The organism is Nonomuraea sp. GTA35, assembly GCF_041950525.1.
Taxonomy (GTDB): Bacteria; Actinomycetota; Actinomycetes; order Streptosporangiales; family Streptosporangiaceae; genus Nonomuraea.
Genome location: NZ_JBGNUV010000007.1, coordinates 399,654 through 422,517, shown reverse-complemented (window position 1 = coordinate 422,517; position 22,864 = coordinate 399,654). Strand labels below are relative to the sequence as shown.

Sequence of the window (22,864 nt, the reverse complement as noted above, 5' to 3'; positions counted from 1 at the left end):
CCCGATCTTCTCACCGGTCGAACGCCTGGTGACAAGGTTCGCGGAAACGGCTCGGTCGCGAGCCGGCGCCGCGGCGGGTTTCGATCAGGCCGACGACCTCCTGGCGGGCCTCGGCCACGCGGCGATGCACCCGGTCGTCGATCAGCCCCAGCCGTCTGGCGTGCTCGTCCTTCCACCTGTAACCGGAAAGGTCGGGTTCGGCGATCAGGTCCACGCCGTGCTGCCGGGGCGAGGCGTCCGTGGGCGTGGGGTCGCATGGCTCAGGCCACGTTGACGTCCAAGAAGATGGGCTTCTTGGCGGCCAGGAGGGGGGTGCCGTGCTCGTCGGTCATCTTCCAATCTTGCAGCGGCCGGGGGAGTCGGAGGCGCGGACGCGTACCGTGATGTCGACCGACTCGCCCGGGAGGACCGGGCCCATCGCGACCCGCTTGGGCGCCTCGCACGGGGTGTCGTTCATGCGGGTGAGGTAGCGGTCCTGCCAGGGGAGGTTGCCCGTGTTGCGGATGCGCCAGGTCTTGCCGAAGGACGTGCCCGACTGCACGACGGTGCCGTCCGGGTAGGTCACGTCCTTCTCGAAGACCGAGTCGTCGTACGGGGTGATCGGTGGGGTGGGCCGGGCGGCGGGCTCGCTCTCCGCGTCGTCCACGACGTGCGGGAGGACCCAGCCGACGAGGACGGCGTCCCGCCTGCCGCGACGGGAACGGCCACCATCGGGCGAGGGGTGGCTGGCTTCGGGTGAGGGATGCTCGTCCTCGGACGGTGGCGGCGGTGGGTTCTCGGCGCGGGGGGTGCCGGGCACGCGAGCGTCCTCGCGGCTGGTGGCCGGGCCGCCCATCGCGGCCTCCTCCCAGTACGCCCGCCACTCGCGCCTGACCTCGCCCGCATCCCGGCCCAGCCGCTCGACGGCCAGCACGCGGACGAGCTCCCAGGTCGTCTCCCAGCTCGGCAGCGTGCTGCCCCGGGCCGCCGCGGCGAGGGAGGACTGCGTCATCCCACCTCTGCTCCGGTCGGCCGCGCCGTGCGGCCCCCCGCCGCACGGCGTCAAGACCCATGGAGGTTACCGAAGCCGCTTCATTCGGCCCTGATGTTGTCGATGAACACCTCGCCCCCGGTGTTGAGGAACACCCACACCGCGCGGATGTCGCTCCGGTCGAGGGTGACGCCGGCGGGGCAGCTGAGCTGGTCGAACCGCTCGGTGACGGTCTTGCTGGAGTGCGGGTTCGTCCAGGTCCACAGGCCGCCCTGGCACCAGGAGAGCTCCTCGCCGACCTGGACGGCGATCTCGCCGACGCTGCCGACGTCCCCGGCCTTGAGGTCGAACTCGATCATCGTCGCGCCGGACAGGTCGAGCGGCGTGGCCAGCGGCCTGCCGAACCAGTTGCCGGCGATCGGGGTGGACACCTTGAGGCCGTTCGCGCCCTCGGTGTGGAAGAGGGGTGACTGCGCCACGGTGCCGCCGTCGCCCGGGTTGGCGATGGTGAAGCCCTCGGTGCCGGACTCGAAGGAGAACAGGGTCTGCGACTCCGGCAGGACCGGGCTGTCGTCCGCGACGTCGCCGCAGGTCAGTACGGGTGCCGCCCAGTCGGCGTGGGTGCCGGCCGTCGCGGACTCCGCCACCAGGCGCAGCCACGCCGCGCCGGTCAGGTCGGCGGTGAGGGTCTTCGGCGCCTCGCCGGCGGCGACCGGGCCGCTGGTGGCGGCGGTGGCGTCGTCGGCGTACACGGTGAACGTGGCGGGGCCGCCCGCCGCCTCGTCGTCGATGCCCACGTCGGTGACGAGCCGCGAGCACCGGCCGCCGAGGTAGTAGCGCAGCTCGCTGCCGGTCGTGGTGCCCAGGCCGCGGGTGTGGACCCGGCCGCCGATGGTGATGAGGTTGCCGTCGTTCTCCAGGGGCCCGCCGTTGCTCTGGTCGGCCTCCACGGGGCCGGCGGCGTTGACCGAGGTGACGGGGGAGATCGTGCTCAGGTGCCGCCGGCCGTCCTCGGGGGCGGTCACGACCACGGCGATGATCTGGCTGGAGGTGGCGGCGGAGCGTTGCCGGGGGCCCCACCGGTAGGAGGCGGTGACGTCGATCGGGTAGCTGCCCGCGGGAGTGTCCGCCGGGACGCCGATCCGCCAGGCGGTCTCCAGCGTGGCGTCCGTGGCCAGCCGGGCGCGGCGCGCGGGGGTGGCCGGGGTGGCCGTCCAGCCCTCCGGCACGTCCGCCGCCACGGACAGGTCGCGGATCGTGCCGACACCGCGGTTGGTCACCGTCGTCGTCAGCGGGTCTCCGCCGGTGGGGCCGGGTACGAGGGTGCCGAGTCCGGCGCCGACCGCGACCGCCGGGGCCACGGTGGCGGGGTCGCGCAGCGGCCGTACGCGGTAGACCACGGTGCCGTGCGCCGGCACGGCCGCCGAGATCGTGGAGCGAACCTGGGTCGTGGCGCCGGTCCAGACGTCCGTCAGCCGGTACGCCCCCGCGGGCCGCAACCCGGTCTCGCCCGTCGCGACGTTGACCGTGGCCAGCGCGTCGGTGGAGTTGTACAGGGCGATGGCCCGGTCGCCGTTCGCGAGGGGCTTGTCCAGCACCATGAGGCCGTTCTCGTCCGAGACGACCGCGCCCTGCACGCCGAGCCGGTCCTGGTCGATGGCGATGAGCTCCCTGTTGCCGAGGATCGACAGCGTCTCGGCGGAGGCCGTGCGCAGGTCGGTGCCGATGATCAGCGGGGCGGCCATCATGGCCCACATGCTCATGTGGGTGCGGTACTCGATGGCCGTCATCCCGCCGTTGCCGATCTCCAGCATGTCGGGGTCGTTCCAGTGGCCGGGCCCGGCGTACGGGGCGAGCGGCGCGTTCTGCCGGATGATCGAGCGCAGGGCGGCCCAGTTGTCGCTGATGTCACCCGTCGTACGCCACAGGTGGCCGATGCCCTTCGCCCACGTCCACGGCTGCGAGGTGCCCCACTCGCAGATCGAGTAGACGATCGCCCGCCCGGTCTTGTCGAGCGCCTGGCGCATGGCGGTGTAGCGCCGGACGTAGTCCTCCTGCGACCCGTCCGACTGGTTGTTGCAGTTGTCGTACTTCAGGTAGTCGACGCCCCAGTCCGCCCAGGTCCGCGCGTCGAGCTCCTCGTGGCCGAGGCTGCCGGGGTAGCCGGCGCAGGTCTTGGTGCCGGCGTCGCCGTAGATGCCGAGCTTGAGCCCCTTGTCGTGGACGTAGTCGGCCACGCCCTCGATGCCGTTCGGGAACTTCGCCGGGTCCGGCACCAGCCTGCCGTCCGGGCCGCGCTCCCGCAGGGACCAGCAGTCGTCGATGTTGACGTACTGGTAGCCGGCGTCCTTGAGCCCGCTGGAGACGAGGACGTCGGCCGTCTCCTTGATCAGCGTCTCGTCGACGTCGCAGCCGAACGCGTTCCAGTTGTTGAAGCCCATGGGCGGCGTGGCCGCCAGCGCCGGGGTCGGGGGCGGGGGTGCCGCGTGGGCGGCGGGTGGGGTCAGGAACGACCAGACGAGCGCCAGGGACAAGACGAGGGCCGCGACGGGCCGTCCCCGATTCCGCATCATGCGCCTCCAGGGGTGACATGCGGTCAGCGACTGTGGACGCTATAGACGCGGGTGACAGGCGTCAATATGTGGATTAACTGGTTCATTAGGCGCTTGCGGCGTTGTCGAACCATTTCGATGGGCACGAGCTGGGCGGATCGCCGTGGGTCACGAGGCCGTACGCTATGAATCGGTTAAGCGGCGGGCCGCCCGGCCCTCCTGCCTCGCGGTGGGGCCGTTCGCGTTCTACGGTGAACGCAGGCAGGCGTTCGAGGGAGGCTCGCATGGACCGGATCGTTGTGGCGGCAGGCAAGGCCCTGGTGGCCGCCATGGCCACCGACGGCTGGCAGGCCGCGCGCGACAGCGCGGTGTCACTCTGGCGGCGGGCCCGCCCCGCGGAGGCCGAGGCGGTCGGAGCGGAGCTGGAGATCGTCCGCGGCCAGGTGCTGGAGGCCCGCGCGGACGGCGACGAGGACACCGAGCGGGCGCTGGCCGGGCCCTGGCAGCTCAGGCTGCAGGCGCTGCTGCGCGAGGACCCGGCGATCGCCGTGGAGATCCAGCGGGTGCTGGACGAGGTGCTGCGGCCGGCCCCGGCCGGGCAGGCCCGCGTCGGCTCCATCGTGATGGAGGCCAAGGCCGGCGGCCAGAGCCGGATCTACCAGGCGGGCCAGGACATGCACATCAACGAGCGGTGACGTCGCTCCGGTCCGGCGTGAGCTAGCCGAGCCAGCCGGGGACGACCAGGACGGCCCAGGCCGCCAGCGGGCCCACCAGGACGATCACGCCGCCGTAGGCCAGCAGCCTGCGGTAGAAGTCGTCACGCTGCATGCCCCTGACGTTGGCCACCAGCAGCGCCCCCGTCGTCGAGAACGGGCTGACGTCCACGATCGCCGACGACACCGACAGTGCCGCGATCATCGCGATCGGGCCCAGCGTGCCCTGCGACAGCAGCGGCACGGCGAGCGGCACCAGCGCGCCCAGGATGCCCACGGTCGAGGCGAAGGCCGACACCACGCCGCCCACGTAGCAGATGAGCAGCGCCACCAGCAGCGGGATGCCGATCGCGGCCACCGCCGAGCCGACGTGGTCCACGGTGCCGATCTCCTGCAGGACGCCCACGTACGTGACGACGCCGCAGATCAGCAGCACGGTCGGCCAGGCCACCTTCTCCACGGCGCCCTTGTTGGACCTCGGCGAGGTGAGCATGAGGACGACGGCCACGGTGACGGCGGTCAGGCCGACGTCCAGCTTGAGGGCGAGGACGGCCAGGCAGAGCGCGAGGATGCCGGTCAGCGTGAGGGCCTGGTGCGGGGTGAGCCGCAGGCTGCCGCCGGTCGCGGTGCCGGAGGGCGCCTCCGTCGCGACCTCGCTCCCGCCATCGGTCGCGGTGCTGCCTCGTGTGGCGGTCGCGGTCGCGGCGGGGGCCGGGGTGGGCGCGGGCTCTTCGGGTGGCGTGCCGTCGCCGCCGGTGCTCTCCCCGGTCCTGCCGTTGCCGGTCGTGGCGGTGCCGAGGGTGCCGTCGGGCGTGGCCGGGCTCAGGGCGTCGCGGCCCACGAGGTGACGGCCGCCGAAGACGAAGAAGACGGCCACGGCCGCGGCGGCGTTGAAGGCGAAGCTCGACAGGAACAGCACCAGGTTGTTCCCGGGCAGGTTCGCCTCGCGGGTGACGCCGTTCACGATGCCGCCCAGCACGCTGATCGGCGAGAACGCGCCCGCCTGCGTCCCGTGCGCCACCATGAGCCCGATCAGCATCGGATGGATCCGGTAGTCGGCCGCGAACCCGAACGCGATCGGCGCCAGGATCGCCGCCACGGCCGGCGCGGGCGCGCCCACGGCCGTCAGCAGCGCCGAGATGACGAAGACGACCAGCGGGATCGCCGCCAGCCGCCCCCGTACGAGATGCACCGCGGCACGCACGAGCCAGTCCACGGTCCCGTTGTTGGTGGCGATCGCGAACAGCAGCGTCACCCCGACCAGGATCACGAACAGGCTGCCGGGGAACGCGTCCAGGATGGCGTCGGTCTCCATGCCGGCGGCCAGCGTGCCGACCAGGAAGGCGCCGACGAGGGCCAGCGCCCCGAGGTTCACGGGGAAGATCGTGGCCACGACGAACATGGCGATGAGGGCGAGAATGGACAGGAGCTCTGCGGACACTGCTTACTCCGATCTCCCCCGAGGCGTCATGGCAGGCCGGCCGCCCAGTGGATGAGCTCGACCGGATGGCGGGCGGCGCGTCCCGCCCCGTGTGCGATCTGCTGGCGGCAGGAGACCCCCGTGGCCGCGAGCAGCGTGTCGGGTGAGGATGCGGCGATCGCCGGGAAGAGCCGGAGCGCGCCGATCTTCATGGACAGGTCGTAGTGCTCGGCCTCGAAGCCGAACGATCCGGCCATGCCGCAGCAGCCGGCGTCGAGCTCCGTCACCTCCGCTCCCGGGATCCTGGACAGCAGCGCGCGCGTGGCGGCGGTGCCGGTGACGGCCTTCTCGTGGCAGTGGCCGTGCAGGAGGATCCGCCGCCCGCGCAGCGCGTCGCCCAGCGCGAGCGAGCCGTCGTCGACGGCCTCGGCGAGCAGCTCGGGGACGAGCCGGGCGCGGGCCGCCACGGCCGCCACGCGCGGGTCGCCGGGGAGCAGCGCGGCGTACTCGTCCTTGAGCGTCAGCAGGCAGGACGGCTCCAGGCCGACGATCGGCGCGTCGGAGCCGGACAGCCGGGCGACGAGGTCCCCGGCCATCGCCCGCGCCCGGTCGAGCAGGCCCTTGGAGATGCTGGAGCGGCCGCAGCAGCCCTCGGCGGCCAGGCGCACCCGGTAGCCGGCGCGCTCCAGCAGCTCGACGGCGGCGCGCCCGATCGCCGGCTCGCTGAAGGTGGTGAACGAGTCCGCCAGCAGGATCACCTCCCGGCCGCTCTCCTTGGGCGGCCTGCGCGCGAACCAGCGCAGCAGGTTGTCGCGGCGGAAGCGCGGCAGCGGGCGGCGCCGGCTCAGGCCGAGCGGGCCGCGGGCGGCGCCGGCCAGCCAGTTCGACAGCGGCGCGGTGGCCGAGCCGAGCCGGTTGAGCGTCCTGATCGCCCCGAACGCCCGCGCCCGCAGCGGCACGCCGTGGAGCTGCTGGTACTGGTGGAGGAACTCGCTCTTCATCGCCGCCATGTCGACCCCGAGCGGGCACTCCGACTGGCACGCCTTGCACTCCAGGCAGAGGTCCAGGATCCCGTGCAGCCGCTCGTCGCCCATCGCCTGCCGCGGGTCCGGCGACGACAGCGCCTTGACCAGGGCGTTGGCCCGGCCGCGGGTGGAGTGCTCCTCCTCGCGGGTGGCCATGTACGACGGGCACATGACGCCGGTGTCGTCCTTGCGGCACACGCCGACGTTCATGCACCGGTCGGCGGCCCCGTGCATGCCGCCCGCCCCGAACGACAGGGTCGTGGCCAGCGGGCGCGGCACGGGCATGGCCGGGTCGCGCAGGTGCTCGGTCATCGGCGGGGCGTCCACGATCTTGCCGGGGTTCAGCCGGCCGTGCGGGTCGAAGACGTGCTTGACCCGCCGCATCGCCTCGTAGATCGCCTCGCCGAACAGGTGCCGGTTGAACTCGGAGCGGGCCAGGCCGTCGCCGTGCTCGCTGGAGTTCACCCCGCCGTGCCGGGCGGCCAGGTCGGCGACCTCCTCGGCCACCGCCCGCATCGTGCCGATCCCGCCGGGCTGCCGCAGGTCCACGAACGGGCGCACGTGCAGGCAGCCGACCGAGCAGTGGCCGTAGAAGCCGGCCCGCAGCCCGTGACGGTCGAGGATCCGCGTGAACTCCTCGACGTACGGCAGCAGCCGGTCCGGCGGCACGGCCGTGTCCTCGACGAACGCGAGCGGCCTGCGGCTGCCCACGCTGGAGGCCATCAGCAGGCCGAGCCCGGCCTTGCGCACCTTCAGCACGGCCGCCTGCTGCTGCGCGGTGACGGCGCGGAGCGTGTGGTAGCCGTGGCCGTTGGACTTCCACGTCGCGGCCAGCTTGTCCACCCGGTCGGCCACCTCGGCCGGGGTGTCGCCGAAGAACTCCACGAACAGCAGGGCCTCCGGGTCGCCCGCCAGGATGTCGCCGAGCCCGGCGTAGTCCACGCGCTGCCTGGACAGCTCCAGGATGGCCTTGTCGAGCAGCTCGACCGAGGCGGCGTCGAAGGCGAGAGCGTCGGCGGTGGCGGCGATGGCGGCCGGGGTGGAGGTGAAGTGGCCGACGGCGATGGCCTTGGCCTTCGGCAGGTCGACCAGCCCGACCGTGGCCTCGGTGACCACGGCCAGCGTGCCTTCCGAGCCGACGATCAGCTTGGTGAGATCTCCCCGCGCGGCGGCGTCGAGGCGGTAGCCGCCCGAGTGGCGCCAGAAGCGGGGGAAGCCCGACAGGTCCAGCCCATCCAGTATGTCGGCGACCGCCGCGTTCAGCCGGGGGTCGGTGGCCAGGTCGGGCGTGGTGGCGTCGGCCAGCACCACGCGCAGCGCCTGGACGTGGTCGATCGTGGAGCCGTACAGGATGGAGTGGCTGCCGGCCGAGTTGTTGCCGATCATGCCGCCGATCGTGGCCCGGTTGCTGGTGGAGGTGTCGGGCCCGAACATCAGCCCGTGCTTGCGGGCCGCCCGGTTGAGCTGGTCCTGCACGACGCCGGGCTGCACCCGGGCGGTCCTGCCGTCGAGCTCCAGGATGCGGTTCATGTGCCGCGAGAAGTCCACGACGACGGCCGCGCCCACGGTCTGGCCGGCCAGGCTGGTGCCCGCCCCGCGCGGCAGCACCGGCACGCCCAGCTCGCCGCAGGCCAGCACCAGGGCCTGGACGTCCTCCGCGTGCCGGGGGAAGGCGACGGCGAGCGGCTCGATGGCGTACATGCTGGCGTCGGAGGAGTACAGGTGCCTGGTGTAGGGGTCGTCCCGGACGTCGCCGGCGATCAGCGGGGCCAGCGTGCGGGCCAGGCTCACCGCGCTCCCTCCAGGTAGGCCAGCGCCGCCCGCGTCCCGCCCTCCTTGATCGGCACCCCGGCCGCCGACAGCCCCATCTCGACCCCGCTCAGCGTGCCCGCGAGCATCAGATCGTTGAAATGCCCGAGATGCCCGATGCGGAAGGCCCTGCCCGCGAGCCGCCCGAGCCCGGTGCCGAGCGACATGTCGTACCGCTCCAGGATCAGCCGCCTGACCGCGTCGGCGTCGTGCCCGTCCGGCATCAGCACGGCGGTCAGCGAGCTGGAGTGCTCCCGCTCGTCGGCGCAGAGCACCTCCAGCCCCCAGCCACGCACGGCCCGCCTGGTCGCCTCGGCGTGCCGGTCGTGCCGGGCGAAGACCGCGTCCAGGCCCTCCTCCTCCAGCATGATCAGCGCCTCGCGCAGGCCGTACATGAGGTTGGTGGGCGGCGTGTAGGGGAAGAAGCCCTGCCGGTTGGCCGCGATGATCGGCTCCCAGTCCCAGTACGAGCGGGGCAGCCGCCCCCGGTGGGCCAGGGCCTTCGCGCTGACCGCGTTGAACCCCATGCCGGGCGGCAGCATCAGCCCCTTCTGCGAGCACCCGACGGTGACGTCCACGCCCCACTCGTCGTGGCGGTGGTCCATCGAGCCCAGCGACGAGATCGTGTCCACCAGCAGCAGCGCCGGATGCCCGGCCCGGTCGAGGGCCGCGCGGATCTCCTGGACGCGGCTGCGCACGCCGGTCGAGGTCTCGTTGTGCACCACCATGACGGCGGCGACGTCGGGGGTGAGACGGCCGGCCAGCGCGTCCGGGTCGGCGCCGTGCCGCCAGTCGCCCGGCACGACGTCCACGACCAGCCCCAGCCTGGTGGCCAGCTCGCACCACAGCGAGGAGAAGTGCCCGGTCTCGAACGCCACCACCTTGTCACCCGGCGACAGCGTGTTGACCAGCGCCGCCTCCCACGCGCCCGTGCCCGACGACGGGTAGACGACGACGGGCCCGGCGGTCCTGAACACCGTCTTCAGCCGTTCGAGCAGCTCCAGGGCGAGCCGGGCGAACGCGGGCCCCCGGTGGTCGATCGTGGGCTGGGCGATGGCCCGCAGCACCCGATCGGGAACGTTCGTCGGCCCGGGAATCTGCAAGAAGTGCCGGCCCACTGTCTGACCACCTCCGTGCCATCACACGGCACGGCGTGCCGCTGTGCGGTTCATTAACATTAAGATCGGTCCACAGGGGAGTCAATGCATGCAGAACGTGATCAACGCCCTCCGCGTGCTCGAAGAGGTCGCCGACCGGCAGCCCATCGGCGTGGGCGAGCTGGCACGCGGGCTCGGTCTGCCCAAGAGCACCGTGCAGCGGTCGCTGAGGACGCTGCACGAGGCCGGGTGGATCAGGCCGGCCGGGGGCGAGGTCACGCGCTGGCAGGTCACCAGCAAGGCCCTCCAGGTGGCCCGCCGCACCGAGCTGGGGCTGCGTGACGCGGCCGTGCCGGTCATGGAGGAGCTGCGCCAGCGCACCGGCGAGACCATCCACCTGATGGTGCCCGAGGGCGACGCGGTCGTGCTGATCGAGCGGCTGGAGACCGACAAGCCGCTGCGCATCGTGCTGCCGCTGGGCATCCGGCTGCCGCTGCACGCCTCCGCCAACGGCAAGGCCGTGCTGGCCCACCTCGGCCGATCGCCGGACGAGCTGCCCGGCTACACCGGCACCACGATCACCGACCCGCACGCGCTCCGTGCTGAGCTGGACGCCGTGCTGCGGCGCGGGTACGCCGACAATCGCGGCGAATGGCGTGCCGACATCGCCGCCGTCGCCGCCGCGGTCCTCGGCCCCGGCGGCCCGATCGCCGGCCTCAGCGTCTCCGTCCCTGCCAGCCGCATGACGGAGGAGCTGCGCGCGGAGTACGGCAAGCTCGTCACGCAGGCAGCCAGGACGCTGGCCGGGATGCTGCACTGAGGCGTTCCGGCCCGGCAGGGAACCGCGGCGGCCGCCGGGGCGAGGTCCGGCCCGGCAGGAAGCCGTGGCGGCCGCCGGGGGCGAGGGCCGGCGCAGCTCAACCCGTGGTCGTGGCAGTCGGGCCCGGCGATCCGGTGCCCTGGTTCGTCACCTCGGGCGGCGGCGGCGAGGTGACCGGCGGCGCGGACGACGGCGGGCCCGCCGGCGCCGACGGCAGGTTGGAGAAGTGCCCGGTCCGCGTCATGACCGGCACCATCAGGCGCACCGGCTCGGCCTCGCGGAAGGTGAACGTCATCGGCACCACGTTGCCGCGCACCCCGGTGGCCATGCCGATGGGCTTGTTGCCGGTGCCCACGGCCTGGTCGGGCGGCAGCGCGAGGGTCTGGCCGGCGAGCTGCACGGTGCCGCCGCCCTCCATGGTGATCTTCTCGAGCTGGTCCGGCTTCCGGGCGTCGTTGACGATCACCCCGAAGAGCGCCTGCTGAGGCGGGTGCGAGGCCGAGTCGGTGCCACCCAGGAGGAAGACGTTGCGCAGGCTCAGGCTGTCTCCCACGTTGGCGTTGGCCCCGTCGTTCTGCGGAACCCTGTTGGCCTCGTCGAAGCCGACGACCATGCAGCCGCTGACTGCCAGGGCGACGACCGCCAAGGCGGCGGCGATGGGACGCGTCACGATGCCCTCCTCCCGGACCGTAGTCGTTCAAATACCCCCGAACACCGCCCCGAACCAGCGCTTTCAGCCTGGTGACCATCGATGATGCATCATGTACCGTCACCGTTGACGCGTGACCTACCCCAGGAGCGGTAGATGGTTGAGCAAGGACTCGACGCGACAGGTCAGCAGAAACGACGGCAACTGGTCCGCGCGGTGGTCGCCTCCGCCGTGGGCACCTCGATCGAGTGGTACGACTTCTTCCTCTACGGCTTCGCCGCCAGCACCATCTTCGCGGAGCTGTTCTTCCCCACCAGCGATCAGACGACGGGCCTCCTGCTCGCCCTCGGCACCTACTTCGGCGGCTTCGCCGCCCGCCCCATCGGCGCGGCGATCTTCGGCCACTACGGTGACCGCATCGGCCGCAAGGCCACCCTGATCATCACCCTCATGACCATGGGCATCGCCACCGCCCTCGTCGGCCTGGTGCCCACGTACGAGCAGATCGGCATCTGGGGCGGCATCCTGCTCACGCTCCTGCGGCTGCTGCAGGGCATCAGCGTCGGCGGCGAGTGGGGCGGGTCGGTGCTGCTGGCCACCGAGTGGGGCAAGTCGCGCGGCGGGCGGCGCGGCTTCCTCGGGAGCTGGCCGCAGTTCGGCGTGCCCGTCGGGCTCGTGCTCGGCTACCTGGCCCTGCAGGTGTTCGAGCCGCTGGACCCGTACTGGGGCTGGCGCATCCCGTTCCTGCTCAGCGTCGTGATGGCGGCCATCGGCCTGTACATCAGGCTCGGCATCCTGGAGACGCCGGTCTTCGCCAAGGTCGTCGCGGAGAACAAGGTGGAGCGGGTGCCCGTGCGGCAGGTCCTCGTCATGAACTGGCGGGAGATCGTGCTCAGCGCGCTGCTGCGCACCGGGCAGCAGGCGCCGTTCTACATCTTCACGGTCTTCATCCTCACCTACGCCACCAGGACGCTGGGCTTCGCGGCGAGCGACGTCTACACGTACGTGATCGTCGCCGGGATCGTGTCGCTGTTCACGGTGCCGTTCTGGGGTTACATCTCCGACCTGGTGGGGCGCAGGCGGCTCTACATGGTGGGCGCCCTGGCCATGCTGGCCTGGTCGTTCGTCTACTGGCCGTTGCTGGACACCCGCGTGCCCGCGCTGGTCTTCCTGGCCATCGTGCTGGCCGCGCCCATCCACGACATCCAGTACGGCCCGCAGGCCACGTTCATCGCCGAGAGCTTCACCGGGCGGCTGCGCTACAGCGGCGCCTCGCTCGGCTACCAGCTCGCCTCGGTCACGGCGGGCGGGCCGGCGCCGCTCATCGCGGTCTGGCTGTACGCGACGTACCAGAGCTCCATGGCCATCGCGATCTACATGGCGATCTGCGCCGCGATCAGCGTCGTGGCGGCGTACCTGCTGAAGGACCGCTCGCAGCAGGACTACGCAGTCGAGTACGACGAACCGCAGGCCAAGGCCGGTTAGGCGAGCCGTTCGAGGGCGGCCATGGTCGCGTCGAGGTGGCGCAGCACGATCTCCACCGCCTCCTCGGCGCGCCGCCGCCTGAAGGCCGTCACCAGCTCGCGATGGTCGCGGTCGGCCTCGGCCCGGCGCGCCCGCTCCTGCCCGCGCAGGGACAGGCCCACGTAGACGGCGGCGCCGTCGCGCAGGCCCTTGAGTATCGCGCACAGCCGGGGCGAGCCGGCCGCGTCGCCGAAGACGGCGTGGAAGCGGCGGTTGAGCTCGACCCACTCGCCCGGGTCGAGCTCGTCGCGCATCTGCCGCCGCACCCCCTCGGCCCGGTCGATCTCGTCGTCGGTGATACGTTCCACGGCCTTCCGGATCGAGACGGGCTCCAGCATGCGGCGCAGCTCGTGGATCTCCCTGACCTCGGAGAGGTCGAACTCGCGCAACATCGCGCCCTTGTGGGCGTCGATCCTGATCAGCCCCTCGCCCGCCAGGTCGCGCAGGGCCTCGCGGACGGGCGTGATGCTCACCTTGAGCTGGGCGGCGATGTCGGCCTGGACGAGCCGGTAGCCGAGGGGCAGGTCGCCGCCGAGGATCGCCCGCCGGAGCGTTTCGTAGACGAAGGCGTGCGCGGTGCGCGCGGGCGGGCCGGGCTTGAGCACGACGGTCGTCACGATTGCCACTATATGGCGCGCTCCACCGCCGTGATCGGACGGCATCCGGCAGGGTCACAGCACCCCCGAAGGGCCGGAGCCGTCACCCTGCTCACCCTCGGCTTACCCCGCTCACCCTCCGCTCACCGGGCTCACCCGGCTCACCTGGCGAGCAGGTCCCGCAGCGCCTTCACCACCTCCGCCGGAGCCTCCTCGGCCATGAAGTGCCCGCAGGTCACCGTCCGGTGCTCCAGATCCTCGGCCCAGGCCCGCCACCTCCCGGCGGCGTCGAACCCGAGCGCCGAGCCCCAGTCCTGCTGCAGCACCGTCACCGGCATGGTGAGCCTGTTGCCCGCCCGCCGATCGGCCTCGTCGTGCTCGACGTCGATCGTCGCCGTCGCCCGGTAGTCGGCCACGATCGACGGGACGGCCTCGCGGGACGCCTTCAGGTACGCGGCCCGCACGTCGGCCGGGATCGCGTTCGGGTCGTTGGCCCAGAGGTCGAGGAAGTACCCGAAGAACGCGTCCGCGGCCCCACTGATCATGGCTTCCGGCAGGCCGGGCGGCTGGGCCATCAGGTACAGGTGGAACCCGACGGCGGCCGAGCGGCCCTGCATCACCTCCCAGGAGTCCAGCGTCGGCAGCACGTCCAGGGAGGCCAGGTGCGTGATGACGTCCGGGTGGTCGAGCCCCGCCCTGACGGCGACCAGCGCGCCCCGGTCGTGCCCGGCCAGCGCGAAGCGGTCGTGCCCCAGCGCCCTGGCCAGGGCGACCACGTCGGCGGCCATCGTGCGCTTGGAGTACGTCAGGCCGTCGGGGTCGGCGGGCTTGTCGCTGTCGCCGTAACCGCGCAGGTCAGGGCAGATGACGGTGTGGTCGGCGGCCAGGTCGGCGGCGACGTGCCGCCACATGAGGTGGGTCTGCGGGAAGCCGTGCAGCAGCACGACGGGGCTGCCCGAGCCGCCCACGGCGACGTTGAGCGCCACACCGTCGGCCACGGTGACGCGGCGCTGGGTGAATCCGGTGATCTGCGGTGTCATGTTCTCGGCTCTCCTGCCGTTCTTGTCGATCGCTGGTACCGCCACCCACCGGCGGGCCGGCGGGTGCCATGCCAATCTGCCGCCCGCCGATCAGCACCTGGTCAGCGACTGCTCAGCCGCCTGACCAGGCAACACGTGCGGGCGGATAGGTTGGTGATGAAATGGTGACTTTCGGGGTGCTGGGCCCGCTGACGGCCGAGAACGAGCACGGCCCGGTGCGGCTCAAGGGCCCGCGCCACCGCGCCGTCCTCGCCAGGCTGCTGGTCGCCAGGGGCCGGGTCGTGCCGGTGTCCTGGCTGATCGGCGACCTGTGGGAGTCACCTCAGGAAGGCGCGCTGGGCGCGGTGCAGACCTTCGTCGGAGCGCTGAGAAAGGCGCTCGAACCCGACCGCCCGCCCCGCGCCCCCTCCCGCCTCCTGGTCACCTCCCCGCCCGGCTACGCGCTGCGCGCCGAGCCGGGAGCGGTGGACGCCTGGCGCTTCGAATCCGCGGTCACGGACGCCTCCCGCCTGCTCGCCGAGGGCGCCGCCGCGCAGGCCCACAGCCTGCTCGACACCGCGCTGGGGCTCTGGCGGGGGCCCGCGTACGCCGAGTTCGCCGAGCTGGACTGGGCGCGGGGCGAGGCCGCCCGCCTGGACGAGCTGCGCCTGCTCGCCGTCGAACGCCGCGCCGAGGCGGCCCTGGCCCGCGGCGGCGCGGCCGAGTCGGTGCCCGACCTGGAGGCGCACGTCGCGGAGCATCCGCTGCGCGAGGACGGCTGGCGGTTGCTGGCGCTCGCGCTGTACCGGGCGGGGCGGCAGGGGGACGCGCTGGGGCAGTTGCGGCGGGCCAGGGAGGTGCTGCGCCGCGAGCTGGGGGTTGATCCGGGGGAGGGGCTGCGCCGCCTCGAATCCGACATCCTCGCCCACGCCCCGCACCTCACCCCCGCCCTGCCCCCGAACCTGTCCTCGGCCAGGCCCTCACTGGGGGACGGCCCTCCGTCCGGAGGCGGCCGCTCGCCGGCGCCCACGAACGCCGGCCCGCCCGCCTCACCGTCCGGTCACCCGGCCGCCTCACCGTCCGGTCACCCGGCCGCCTCACCGTCCGGTCACCCGGCCGCCTCACCGTCCGGTCACCCGGCCGCCTCACCGTCCGGTCACCCGGCCGCCTCACCGTCCGGTCACCCGGCTGCCTCACTGTCTGCCCACCCGGCCGCCTCTCCCGGTGATCCGGCGGGGGAGGCGGCGTTCGGCGAGCACCCGTTCGTCGGGCGGGCCGCCGAGCTGGCCGAGCTGGAAGGGGTGGCGGCGGGCGTCACGGCGGCGGGGCGGGCGCGGCTCGTGCTGGTGTCCGGCGCGGCGGGGGCGGGCAAGACGGCGCTGGCCGGGACGCTGGCCCGGCGCCTGGAAGCCAACGGCTGGACCACCGCCTGGGGCGCCAGCCCGGAACTGCAAGGCGCGCCCTCGGCCTGGCCCTGGACCCAGATACGCGAGCGCCTCGCCACGGCCGGGCACGCGCACTCCGATGGGGCCGGCAGCGCAGAGGGCGATTCCCCGCTCGCCACCCGATTCAAGCGCCATCGCGCCATCGCCGCCCACGTGGCCGGCGTCGCCGAGCGCGCCCCGCTCCTCCTGGTCTTCGACGACCTCCACTGGGCGGACGAGGAGACCCTGGCCCTGCTCACCACGCTGGCCACCGACCTGGGCACGGCACCCGTGCTCATCCTCGGCACGTACCGCTCCACCGAGATCTCCGCCGGTCTGGCCGACGCGCTGGGCAGGGCCGCCCGCGCCGAGCCGGCCCGCGTCTACCTCGGCGGCCTCACCCAGCCCCAGGTGCGCGAGCTGGTCCAGGCCATCACCGGCCGCGTCACGAGCGACGGCGACGCCCGTACGATCCACACGCGTAGCGCGGGCAACCCGTTCTTCGTCAGGGAGCTCACCCGCCTGTGGGAGAGCGAGGGCGACGCCGCCCTGCACACCACCGTTCCCGCCGGGGTCCGCGACGTCATCCGCCACCGCCTGGCGGGCCTCACGGAGACGGCGCGTACGCACCTCCGGAAGGCCGCCGTCCTCGGCCAGGACGTCGATCTCGACGTGCTGATCCCGCTGGCCGGCGACGAGGACCAGGTGCTGGAGTCGGTGGAGTCCGCCCTGCTGGCGGGCTTCCTGGTCGAGCAGGACGCCGACCGGCTGCGGTTCGCGCACGCGCTGGTGCACGAGACGCTCTACGACGACGTCACGCGGGCCCGCCGCGCCCGCTGGCACGCCAAGGCGTCGGAGATCGTCGAACGGATCCGCCCCGGCGACGTGGAGACCGTCGCCTACCACTGCGTACGCGCGGAGGGCCGGGCCGGCGCGACCCGCACCGCCCGCTACACGCGCGCGGCGGCCCAGCGCGCGGAGGCCAGGTCCGCCCCGCACGAGGCGGCCCGGCTGTGGCGCGCCACCCTCACGGCCCTGGACCACATGTCCGGCCCGGACCGGTCCCGTGGCCTTCGCTCGCCCGACCCCGGTTCCGACCTCTGTCCCGGCCCCGGCTCCGGTCTCGACCCCGGCTCCGACCCCGACCCCGGCTCCGGTCTCGGCCCCGGCACCGACTTCGGCACCGGCTCCAGCTCCGGCACCGGCACCGGCGTCGGCTCCGGCTCGATCGGTCACGGTGGTGGGGTGGGCGGGCGGCTGGAGGCCGTCATGGGGCTGGTCAGAGCGTTGGCGGTGATCGGGGAGTTGCACGAGTCGCGGCGGTACCGGGCCGAGGCGGTCGACGCGGCGGAGGCGCTCGGCGACCCGGTGGTGACGGCCGGGGTGATCGGCTCGTTCGACGTGCCGGCCATCTGGACCGCCAACGACGACCCCGCCCTGTCCGCCCGCCTCGTCGCCGCCGCCGAGCGTACGCTGGCCGCCCTTCCTCCCGGCGGGCACGACGCCGAACGCGCCCGGCTCCTGATCACCATCGCCATGGAACGCCGCGCCGACCCCGACCCGCGCGGCGCCCAGGCGGCCCGCGAGGCCGAGGACATCGCCCGCAGGCTGGGCGAGCGCACCCTGCTCGCCTACGCGCTCAACGGCCGGTACATGCAGACGTTCCAGCGGGCCGGGCTCGCGCCGGAGCGGGCCGAGATCGGGGAGGAGCTGGTCCGGCTGGCCGCCGGACACGACGGGCTGGTGACGTTCGAGGTGCTCGGGCGGCTGATCCTGCTCCAGTCCGCGGCCGCGCTCGCCGAACTGGAGGCCGCCGACCGGCACGCCGCCGCGGCCGACCGGCTCGCGGAGCGGTACGACCTCCCGCTGGTCGGCGTGTTCACCACCTGGTACGCGGCCCTCCGCCGCACCGTCACGGGCGCCGGCGGCAAGGACGCGGCCCGCTCGGCCTACCGCGCGGCCGCAGCCCGGCTCAGCGGCACCGGGATGCCCGGCGTCGAGGACGGCATGCTGCCGCTCGCCCTGCTGTGCCTGGAGGTGGGTGCGGACGGCCCGCACCGGGAGGACGCCGAGCTCGATGGGCTGTCGGGTGCTGACTGGGGGCCGTACGAGAGCTGGGGCCGCCCCCTGGTCCTGCTCGCTCAGGGACGTCGCGAGGAGGCGGCGGCCGCTGCCCGCGCGATCCCCGAATCCCCGCGTGACCTGCTGTTCGAGGCGAGGACCTGCCTGCACGCCCTGGCCGCGGTCGAGACGGCCGGCCGTCCGGTGCTGGAACGCCTCTACGAACGGCTGCTCCCCGCGGAGGGAGAGCTGGCCGGTGCGGGCAGCGGGCTGCTCACCCTGGGCCCGGTCGCCCTGTACCTCGGCAGGCTGGCCGCCGCCCTGGGACACCGCCGCCGCGCCGCCGCGCATTTCCGCCAGGCGGAGGCGCTCGCCGGAAAGGCCGGAGCGCCGCACTGGGCCGAGGCCGCCCGCCACGGCCTGGACGCCCTGCCCGCCGCCGCCCTGCCCGCCGCCGCCCTGCCCACCAACGGCCGCACCTCCGACGGCCGCACCTCCGACGGCCGCACCCCTGACGGCCGCACCCCTGACGGCCGCACCCCCGACGGCCGCCCCGCTGAGGGGCTGCCGCCTGAGGGTCGTTCCGTATGACCTGGAAAGCGACAGACCGCCCGCAACCGGGACTTACACCCCACGCCTGTAGTCTGCATGTCGACGCGGGACGCCGGAGTCGGCCGGTGCGGCCCACTCGAAGCGGTGTCCGTCATGGCGGCGCCTCACTCGTGTTTCCGAAAGTTTCGGGAAATTTGTCGCCCCGCTGAGCCTGTACGAACCTGTGACAGGGGCGGACCGGCCGCGGGCAGGATCTGCAACATAGCAGGTTGGCCCCACTCTTGACACGATTCAACGGGCCCCTTATGTTGCCGCAATATTAAACAGATTCGCTTGAAAGTTTCGGCGTCACCCCCGCGTAACACCCCCCGCTCTCGCCGCGGACGGCGCCGTCATGGCCGAAGGGATGGCATGAGGGGCCAGGAACCAATCGACACGCGCTCGGCGCCCGGCGAGAGCGAGCCATGGCGGGACGCCCGGCTGTCGCCCGCCGAGCGGGCCGACGCGCTCATCCCGCTCATGACCCTCGAGGAGAAGATCGCCCAGCTCGTCGGGGTGTGGGTCGGCGCCGACGCGTCGGGGGGCGGCGTCGCCCCGCACCAGACGGACATGGGCGCCGGTCCCGAGTGGGACGACGCCATCCGGCAGGGTCTGGGCCAGCTCACGCGCCCGTTCGGGACGGCGCCGGTCGACCCCGTCGCGGGGGCGCGCTCGCTGGCGGCCTCCCAGGCCGAGATCGTCCGGGCCAGCCGGTTCGGGATCCCGGCGCAGGTGCACGAGGAGTGCCTGACGGGCTTCGCGGCCTGGCGGGCGACCGTGTACCCGGCGCCGCTGAGCTGGGGCGCCTCCTTCGACCCCGAGCTGGTCGAGCAGGTGGCCGCGCAGATCGGCCGGTCCATGCGCCGCGCGGGCATCCACCAGGGCCTGGCCCCGGTGGTGGACGTGACCAGGGACTACCGCTGGGGCCGTACCGAGGAGACGATCGGCGAGGACCCGTACCTCGTCGGCACGCTCGGCGCCGCGTACGTGCGCGGCCTGGAGGGCGCCGGCATCGTCGCCACGCTCAAGCACTTCGCCGGCTACTCCAACTCGCGCGGCGGGCGCAACCTCGCGCCGGTCGCGATGGGCCCCCGGGAGCTGGCGGACGTCCTGCTGCCGCCGTTCGAGATGGCGCTGCGCCTGGGCGGCGCCCGCTCCGTGATGAACTCCTACGCCGAGATCGACGGCATGCCGGTGGCGGCCGACGAGAGCATCCTGACCGGGCTGCTGCGCGACGAGTGGGGCTTCGAGGGCACCGTGGTCGCCGACTACTTCTCGGTCCGCTTCCTGGAGCGCCTGCACAAGGTCGCCGCCGACGGCGGGCAGGCTGCCGGGCTCGCGCTGAAGGCCGGGATCGACGTCGAGCTGCCCACGGTGGACACGTTCGGCGCGCCACTGGTCGACGCGGTCAAGGCCGGGTCGGTGGCCGAGGCGCTGATCGACCGCGCGCTGCGCCGCGTGCTCATCCAGAAGGCCGAGCAGGGCCTGCTCGACGAGGGCTGGCAGCCGCTGCCGGGCCCGGCCGAGGACGTGCGCCTCGACGACGAGGAGAGCCAGGAGCTCGCCCTGCGGCTGGCCCGCGAGGCCGTCGTGCTGCTGCGCAACGACGACGCCGTCCTGCCGCTGAACCCCGCGGCGAAGGTGGCGCTCATCGGCCCCGTCGCCGACGACCCGATGGCGATGCTGGGCTGCTACGCCTTCCCCAACCACGTGGGCCCGCACCCCGAGCAGGGCCTCGGCCTCGACCTGCCGACGCTGCGCGAGTCGCTCGGCGCGCTGGTCCCGGGCCTCGCCCACGCGCCCGGCTGCGCGATCACCGGCGACGACACCTCCGGCTTCGCCGAGGCGGTCGAGCTGGCGGGCAGCAGCGACGTGGTCGTGCTGGCGGTCGGCGACCGGGCCGGGCTGTTCGGGCGCGGCACCTCCGGCGAGGGCTGCGACGCCACCGACCTGCGCCTGCCCGGCGTGCAGGCGGACCTGGTGCAGGCCGTGCTGGCGACCGGCACCCCGGTGGTGCTGGTGCTGCTGGCGGGCCGCCCGTACGCGCTGGGCGACGAGGTGGCCGCGGCCAAGGCCGTGCTGTACGGCTTCTTCCCCGGCCAGCGCGGCGGCCAGGCCCTGGCCGAGGTGCTGACCGGCGCCGTGAACCCGACCGGCCGCCTGCCGGTCAGCGTGCCGCGCGACGCGGGCGGCCTGCCGGCGACGTACCTGGCCCCGCCGCTGGGCCGCCGCTCCGACGTGTCGTCGGTGGACCCGACGCCCGCGTACCCGTTCGGGCACGGCCTGAGCTACACCACGTACGAGTGGAGCGGCGCGAGCGCCGGCGCGACCGAGTGGGCGGTGGACGGCGAGGTGACCGTGCAGGTCACGGTCCGCAACACCGGATCCCGCGAGGGCGCGGAGGTCGTCCAGCTCTACCTGCACGACCCGGTCGCGCAGACGACCAGGCCGGTGGTCCGCCTGATCGGCTACGCCCGCGTCCCGCTGGAGGCGGGCGAGTCCGCGCGGGTCACCTTCACCGTCCCGGCGGACGTCACGTCGTTCGCCGGGGCGAACGGCCGCCGAGTCGTCGAGCCGGGCGACGTCGAGCTGCGCCTCGGCCGCTCGTGCGCGGACGCCGTGGCGACCCTGCCGCTGCGCCTGACCGGTCCCGAGCGCGAGGTCGGCCACGGGCGGCACCTCCTGGCGCCGGCGCACATCGACCGCAACCCCCCGGAGGGCCGAGGATGAGCACATCCGAGACGCTGAGTGTCGGCACGGCGCGCGAGCCCGAGGCCGAACCCGCCCCGAAGAGCCATCGGCGTCAGGGCGGCAGCTCGTGGGGGCGCGCGCTGCGCCGCGACTGGCAGCTCTACTCGCTGGCGGTCCTGCCGCTGCTGTTCTTCCTGATCTTCCGGTACCTGCCCATGCTGGGCAACATCATCGCCTTCAGGAAGTTCGAGCCGGGCGGCAGCCTCTTCGGCGAGGAGTGGGTCGGCCTGCGCTACGTGAAGATGTTCCTGAACGATCCCACGTTCTGGAACGTGTTCAGCAACACGCTGATCCTCGGGGCGCTGACCCTGATCTTCTGCTTCCCGCTGCCGATCATCCTGGCGCTGCTGCTCAACGAGGTGCGGCGGCGCGCGCTGAAGCGGTTCCTGCAGTCGGTGTCGTACCTGCCGCACTTCCTGTCGATCGTGATCGTGGCCGGTCTCGTCATGCAGATGACGGCGATCGACGGGCCGATCAACGCGTTCCTCGGCTACATAGGCAACGAGAAGATCTCGTTCATGCAGGACCCGGACTGGTTCCGGACGATCTACGTCGGCTCCGAGGTCTGGCAGACGGTCGGCTGGGGCACGATCCTCTACCTGGCCGCGCTGACCACCATCGACGACCAGCTCTACGAGGCCGCCCGGATGGACGGCGCCTCGCGGTGGCGGCAGATCTGGCACGTGACCCTGCCGGGCATCCGGCCGACGGCGGTGACGCTGCTGATCCTCAACATCGGCACGTTCCTGGCGGTCGGCTTCGAGAAGGTCTTCCTGCTGTACAACCCGCTGACGTACCCGACCGCGGACGTGATCTCCACGTACCTGTACCGGATGGGTCTGGAGGCCAGCAACTTCAGCTACGCCGCGGCCATCGGCCTGTTCGAGGCGCTGGTCGGCCTGGTCCTGATCCTCTCGGCGAATGTGATCTCCCGTCGCACAGTTGGGACGAGCCTGTGGTGACAACGCACGACATGACCCGGGGCTACCGCGTCTTCCAGTGGTTCAACGGCGTCATCCTGACGCTGGTGGTGGTGGTGACGCTCTACCCGTTCGTCAACATCCTGGCCCGCTCGTTCAGCTCCCAGAGCGCCATCAGCGCGGGCGAGGTGAACCTCCTGCCCAAGGGGTTCAACCTGACGACGTACCAGATCGTCGCGTCGGACCCGATGTTCTGGACGAACTACCGCAACACGGTCGTGTACACGGTCGTCGCGACGTTCATCGCGATGGTGATGACGACGTGTTACGCGTACGTGCTGTCCAAGCAGCACCTCAAGGGCCGCAAGCTCCTCATCGGCGTCGCGGTCTTCACCATGTTCTTCTCCGGCGGCCTGATCCCGAACTACGTGCTGATCACCGGCCTCGGCATGAAGAACTCGATCTGGGCCATCGTCCTGCCCAACGCCATCAGCGTGTTCAACCTCCTGGTCATGAAGGCGTTCTTCGAGAGCCTGCCGCAGGACCTGGAGGAGGCCGCCGCCATCGACGGCCTGAACACCTACGGCATCCTGTGGAAGATCGTGCTGCCGCTGTCGAAGGCGGTCATCGCCACGATGATCCTGTTCTACGCGGTCTCGTTCTGGAACTCCTGGTTCGCGGCGTTCCTGTACATGGACCGGTCGGACCTGTTCCCGGTGACCGTCTATTTGCGCAACCTCATCGCCGGTGCCACCGGCGCCGACTCCTACGGCGCGGCGGCCGCGGAAGTGACGCAGGTGGGGGCCAACATCCAGGCGGTGACGATCGTGCTCACCGTCCTGCCGATCCTGGTCATCTACCCGTTCGTCCAGCGTTACTTCGTCTCCGGCGTCATGCTCGGCGCGGTCAAGGGCTGACCTCCC

Annotated in this window: 16 protein-coding genes; 7 read left to right on the top strand and 9 right to left on the bottom strand. The window is 72.8% G+C overall.

Features of this window, described 5'->3' with window-relative positions:
• Positions 1 to 10: 10 nt before the first annotated feature.
• The 3 genes from ACBJ32_RS31265 to ACBJ32_RS31255 form a co-directional block, all read right to left on the bottom strand.
• Positions 11 to 214 carry a hypothetical protein gene (locus ACBJ32_RS31265; protein ID WP_375129759.1) on the bottom strand — a complete coding sequence of 68 codons (204 nt, stop codon included), beginning with the start codon at positions 212 to 214 and terminating at the stop codon, positions 11 to 13.
• 114 nt (positions 215 to 328) lie between these two features.
• Complete coding sequence (locus ACBJ32_RS31260) at positions 329 to 991, bottom strand: NBR1-Ig-like domain-containing protein (RefSeq protein ID WP_375129758.1); 663 nt, start codon at positions 989 to 991, stop codon at positions 329 to 331.
• 80 nt (positions 992 to 1,071) lie between these two features.
• Positions 1,072 to 3,543, bottom strand: coding sequence for an NPCBM/NEW2 domain-containing protein (locus ACBJ32_RS31255; RefSeq protein ID WP_375129757.1), 2,472 nt, complete (start codon positions 3,541 to 3,543; stop codon positions 1,072 to 1,074).
• A gap of 263 nt (positions 3,544 to 3,806) precedes the next feature.
• Here ACBJ32_RS31255 and ACBJ32_RS31250 point away from each other — a divergent pair, with 263 nt between their 5' ends.
• Positions 3,807 to 4,217 (top strand): hypothetical protein, encoded by a 411-nt coding sequence (locus ACBJ32_RS31250; protein ID WP_375129756.1) that lies wholly within the window; start codon positions 3,807 to 3,809, stop codon positions 4,215 to 4,217.
• A 22-nt stretch (positions 4,218 to 4,239) separates the two neighbouring features.
• On the opposite strand, the gene ACBJ32_RS31245 is transcribed toward ACBJ32_RS31250, so the two are convergent.
• From ACBJ32_RS31245 to ACBJ32_RS31235, 3 genes are read right to left on the bottom strand one after another with little or no spacing between them, the layout of a single operon-like run.
• The gene (locus ACBJ32_RS31245; protein WP_375129755.1) at positions 4,240 to 5,676 is read right to left on the bottom strand and encodes an SLC13 family permease; all 1,437 of its coding nucleotides are present in this window, start codon (positions 5,674 to 5,676) and stop codon (positions 4,240 to 4,242) included.
• A gap of 26 nt (positions 5,677 to 5,702) precedes the next feature.
• Positions 5,703 to 8,471: an FAD-binding and (Fe-S)-binding domain-containing protein gene (locus tag ACBJ32_RS31240; RefSeq protein WP_375129754.1), complete on the bottom strand. Its 2,769-nt coding sequence runs from the start codon at positions 8,469 to 8,471 to the stop codon at positions 5,703 to 5,705.
• Positions 8,468 to 9,607, bottom strand: a complete 1,140-nt coding sequence (locus ACBJ32_RS31235) for a pyridoxal-phosphate-dependent aminotransferase family protein (protein ID WP_375129753.1) — start codon at positions 9,605 to 9,607, stop codon at positions 8,468 to 8,470. Before ACBJ32_RS31235 ends, ACBJ32_RS31240 begins: the two co-directional genes overlap by 4 nt.
• A gap of 88 nt (positions 9,608 to 9,695) precedes the next feature.
• Here ACBJ32_RS31235 and ACBJ32_RS31230 point away from each other — a divergent pair, with 88 nt between their 5' ends.
• Positions 9,696 to 10,406 (top strand): IclR family transcriptional regulator, encoded by a 711-nt coding sequence (locus ACBJ32_RS31230; protein WP_357879828.1) that lies wholly within the window; start codon positions 9,696 to 9,698, stop codon positions 10,404 to 10,406.
• Positions 10,407 to 10,503: 97 nt separating this feature from the next.
• On the opposite strand, the gene ACBJ32_RS31225 is transcribed toward ACBJ32_RS31230, so the two are convergent.
• Positions 10,504 to 11,076 carry a hypothetical protein gene (locus ACBJ32_RS31225; protein ID WP_375129752.1) on the bottom strand — a complete coding sequence of 191 codons (573 nt, stop codon included), beginning with the start codon at positions 11,074 to 11,076 and terminating at the stop codon, positions 10,504 to 10,506.
• Between the two features lie 135 nt (positions 11,077 to 11,211).
• Between ACBJ32_RS31225 and ACBJ32_RS31220 the strand changes: the two genes are divergently transcribed.
• Positions 11,212 to 12,540 (top strand): MFS transporter, encoded by a 1,329-nt coding sequence (locus ACBJ32_RS31220; RefSeq protein WP_375129751.1) that lies wholly within the window; start codon positions 11,212 to 11,214, stop codon positions 12,538 to 12,540.
• Here ACBJ32_RS31220 and ACBJ32_RS31215 read toward each other — a convergent pair.
• Both ACBJ32_RS31215 and ACBJ32_RS31210 read right to left on the bottom strand, forming a co-directional pair.
• On the bottom strand, positions 12,537 to 13,196 hold the full coding sequence (locus tag ACBJ32_RS31215) for a GntR family transcriptional regulator (RefSeq protein WP_357879837.1): 660 nt from the start codon (positions 13,194 to 13,196) through the stop codon (positions 12,537 to 12,539). The genes ACBJ32_RS31220 and ACBJ32_RS31215 overlap by 4 nt on opposite strands.
• Before the next feature lie 140 nt (positions 13,197 to 13,336).
• Complete coding sequence (locus ACBJ32_RS31210; protein WP_375129750.1) at positions 13,337 to 14,215, bottom strand: alpha/beta fold hydrolase; 879 nt, start codon at positions 14,213 to 14,215, stop codon at positions 13,337 to 13,339.
• Between the two features lie 161 nt (positions 14,216 to 14,376).
• On the opposite strand from ACBJ32_RS31210, the gene ACBJ32_RS31205 reads away from it, so the two are divergent.
• The 4 genes from ACBJ32_RS31205 to ACBJ32_RS31190 all read left to right on the top strand — a co-directional run bounded on the left by ACBJ32_RS31205 (position 14,377) and on the right by ACBJ32_RS31190 (position 22,858).
• A complete protein-coding gene (locus tag ACBJ32_RS31205) occupies positions 14,377 to 18,270 on the top strand; it encodes a BTAD domain-containing putative transcriptional regulator (protein WP_375129749.1) in 3,894 nt (1,297 codons plus the stop codon).
• Between the two features lie 372 nt (positions 18,271 to 18,642).
• Positions 18,643 to 21,000 (top strand): glycoside hydrolase family 3 N-terminal domain-containing protein, encoded by a 2,358-nt coding sequence (locus ACBJ32_RS31200; RefSeq protein WP_357879846.1) that lies wholly within the window; start codon positions 18,643 to 18,645, stop codon positions 20,998 to 21,000.
• Complete coding sequence (locus ACBJ32_RS31195; RefSeq protein WP_357879849.1) at positions 20,997 to 21,983, top strand: ABC transporter permease subunit; 987 nt, start codon at positions 20,997 to 20,999, stop codon at positions 21,981 to 21,983. Before ACBJ32_RS31200 ends, ACBJ32_RS31195 begins: the two co-directional genes overlap by 4 nt.
• Entirely contained in the window at positions 21,980 to 22,858 is an 879-nt protein-coding gene (locus ACBJ32_RS31190) for a carbohydrate ABC transporter permease (protein ID WP_357879852.1), read from the top strand. The genes ACBJ32_RS31195 and ACBJ32_RS31190 overlap by 4 nt, the downstream gene beginning before the upstream one ends.
• Positions 22,859 to 22,864: the final 6 nt, after the last annotated feature.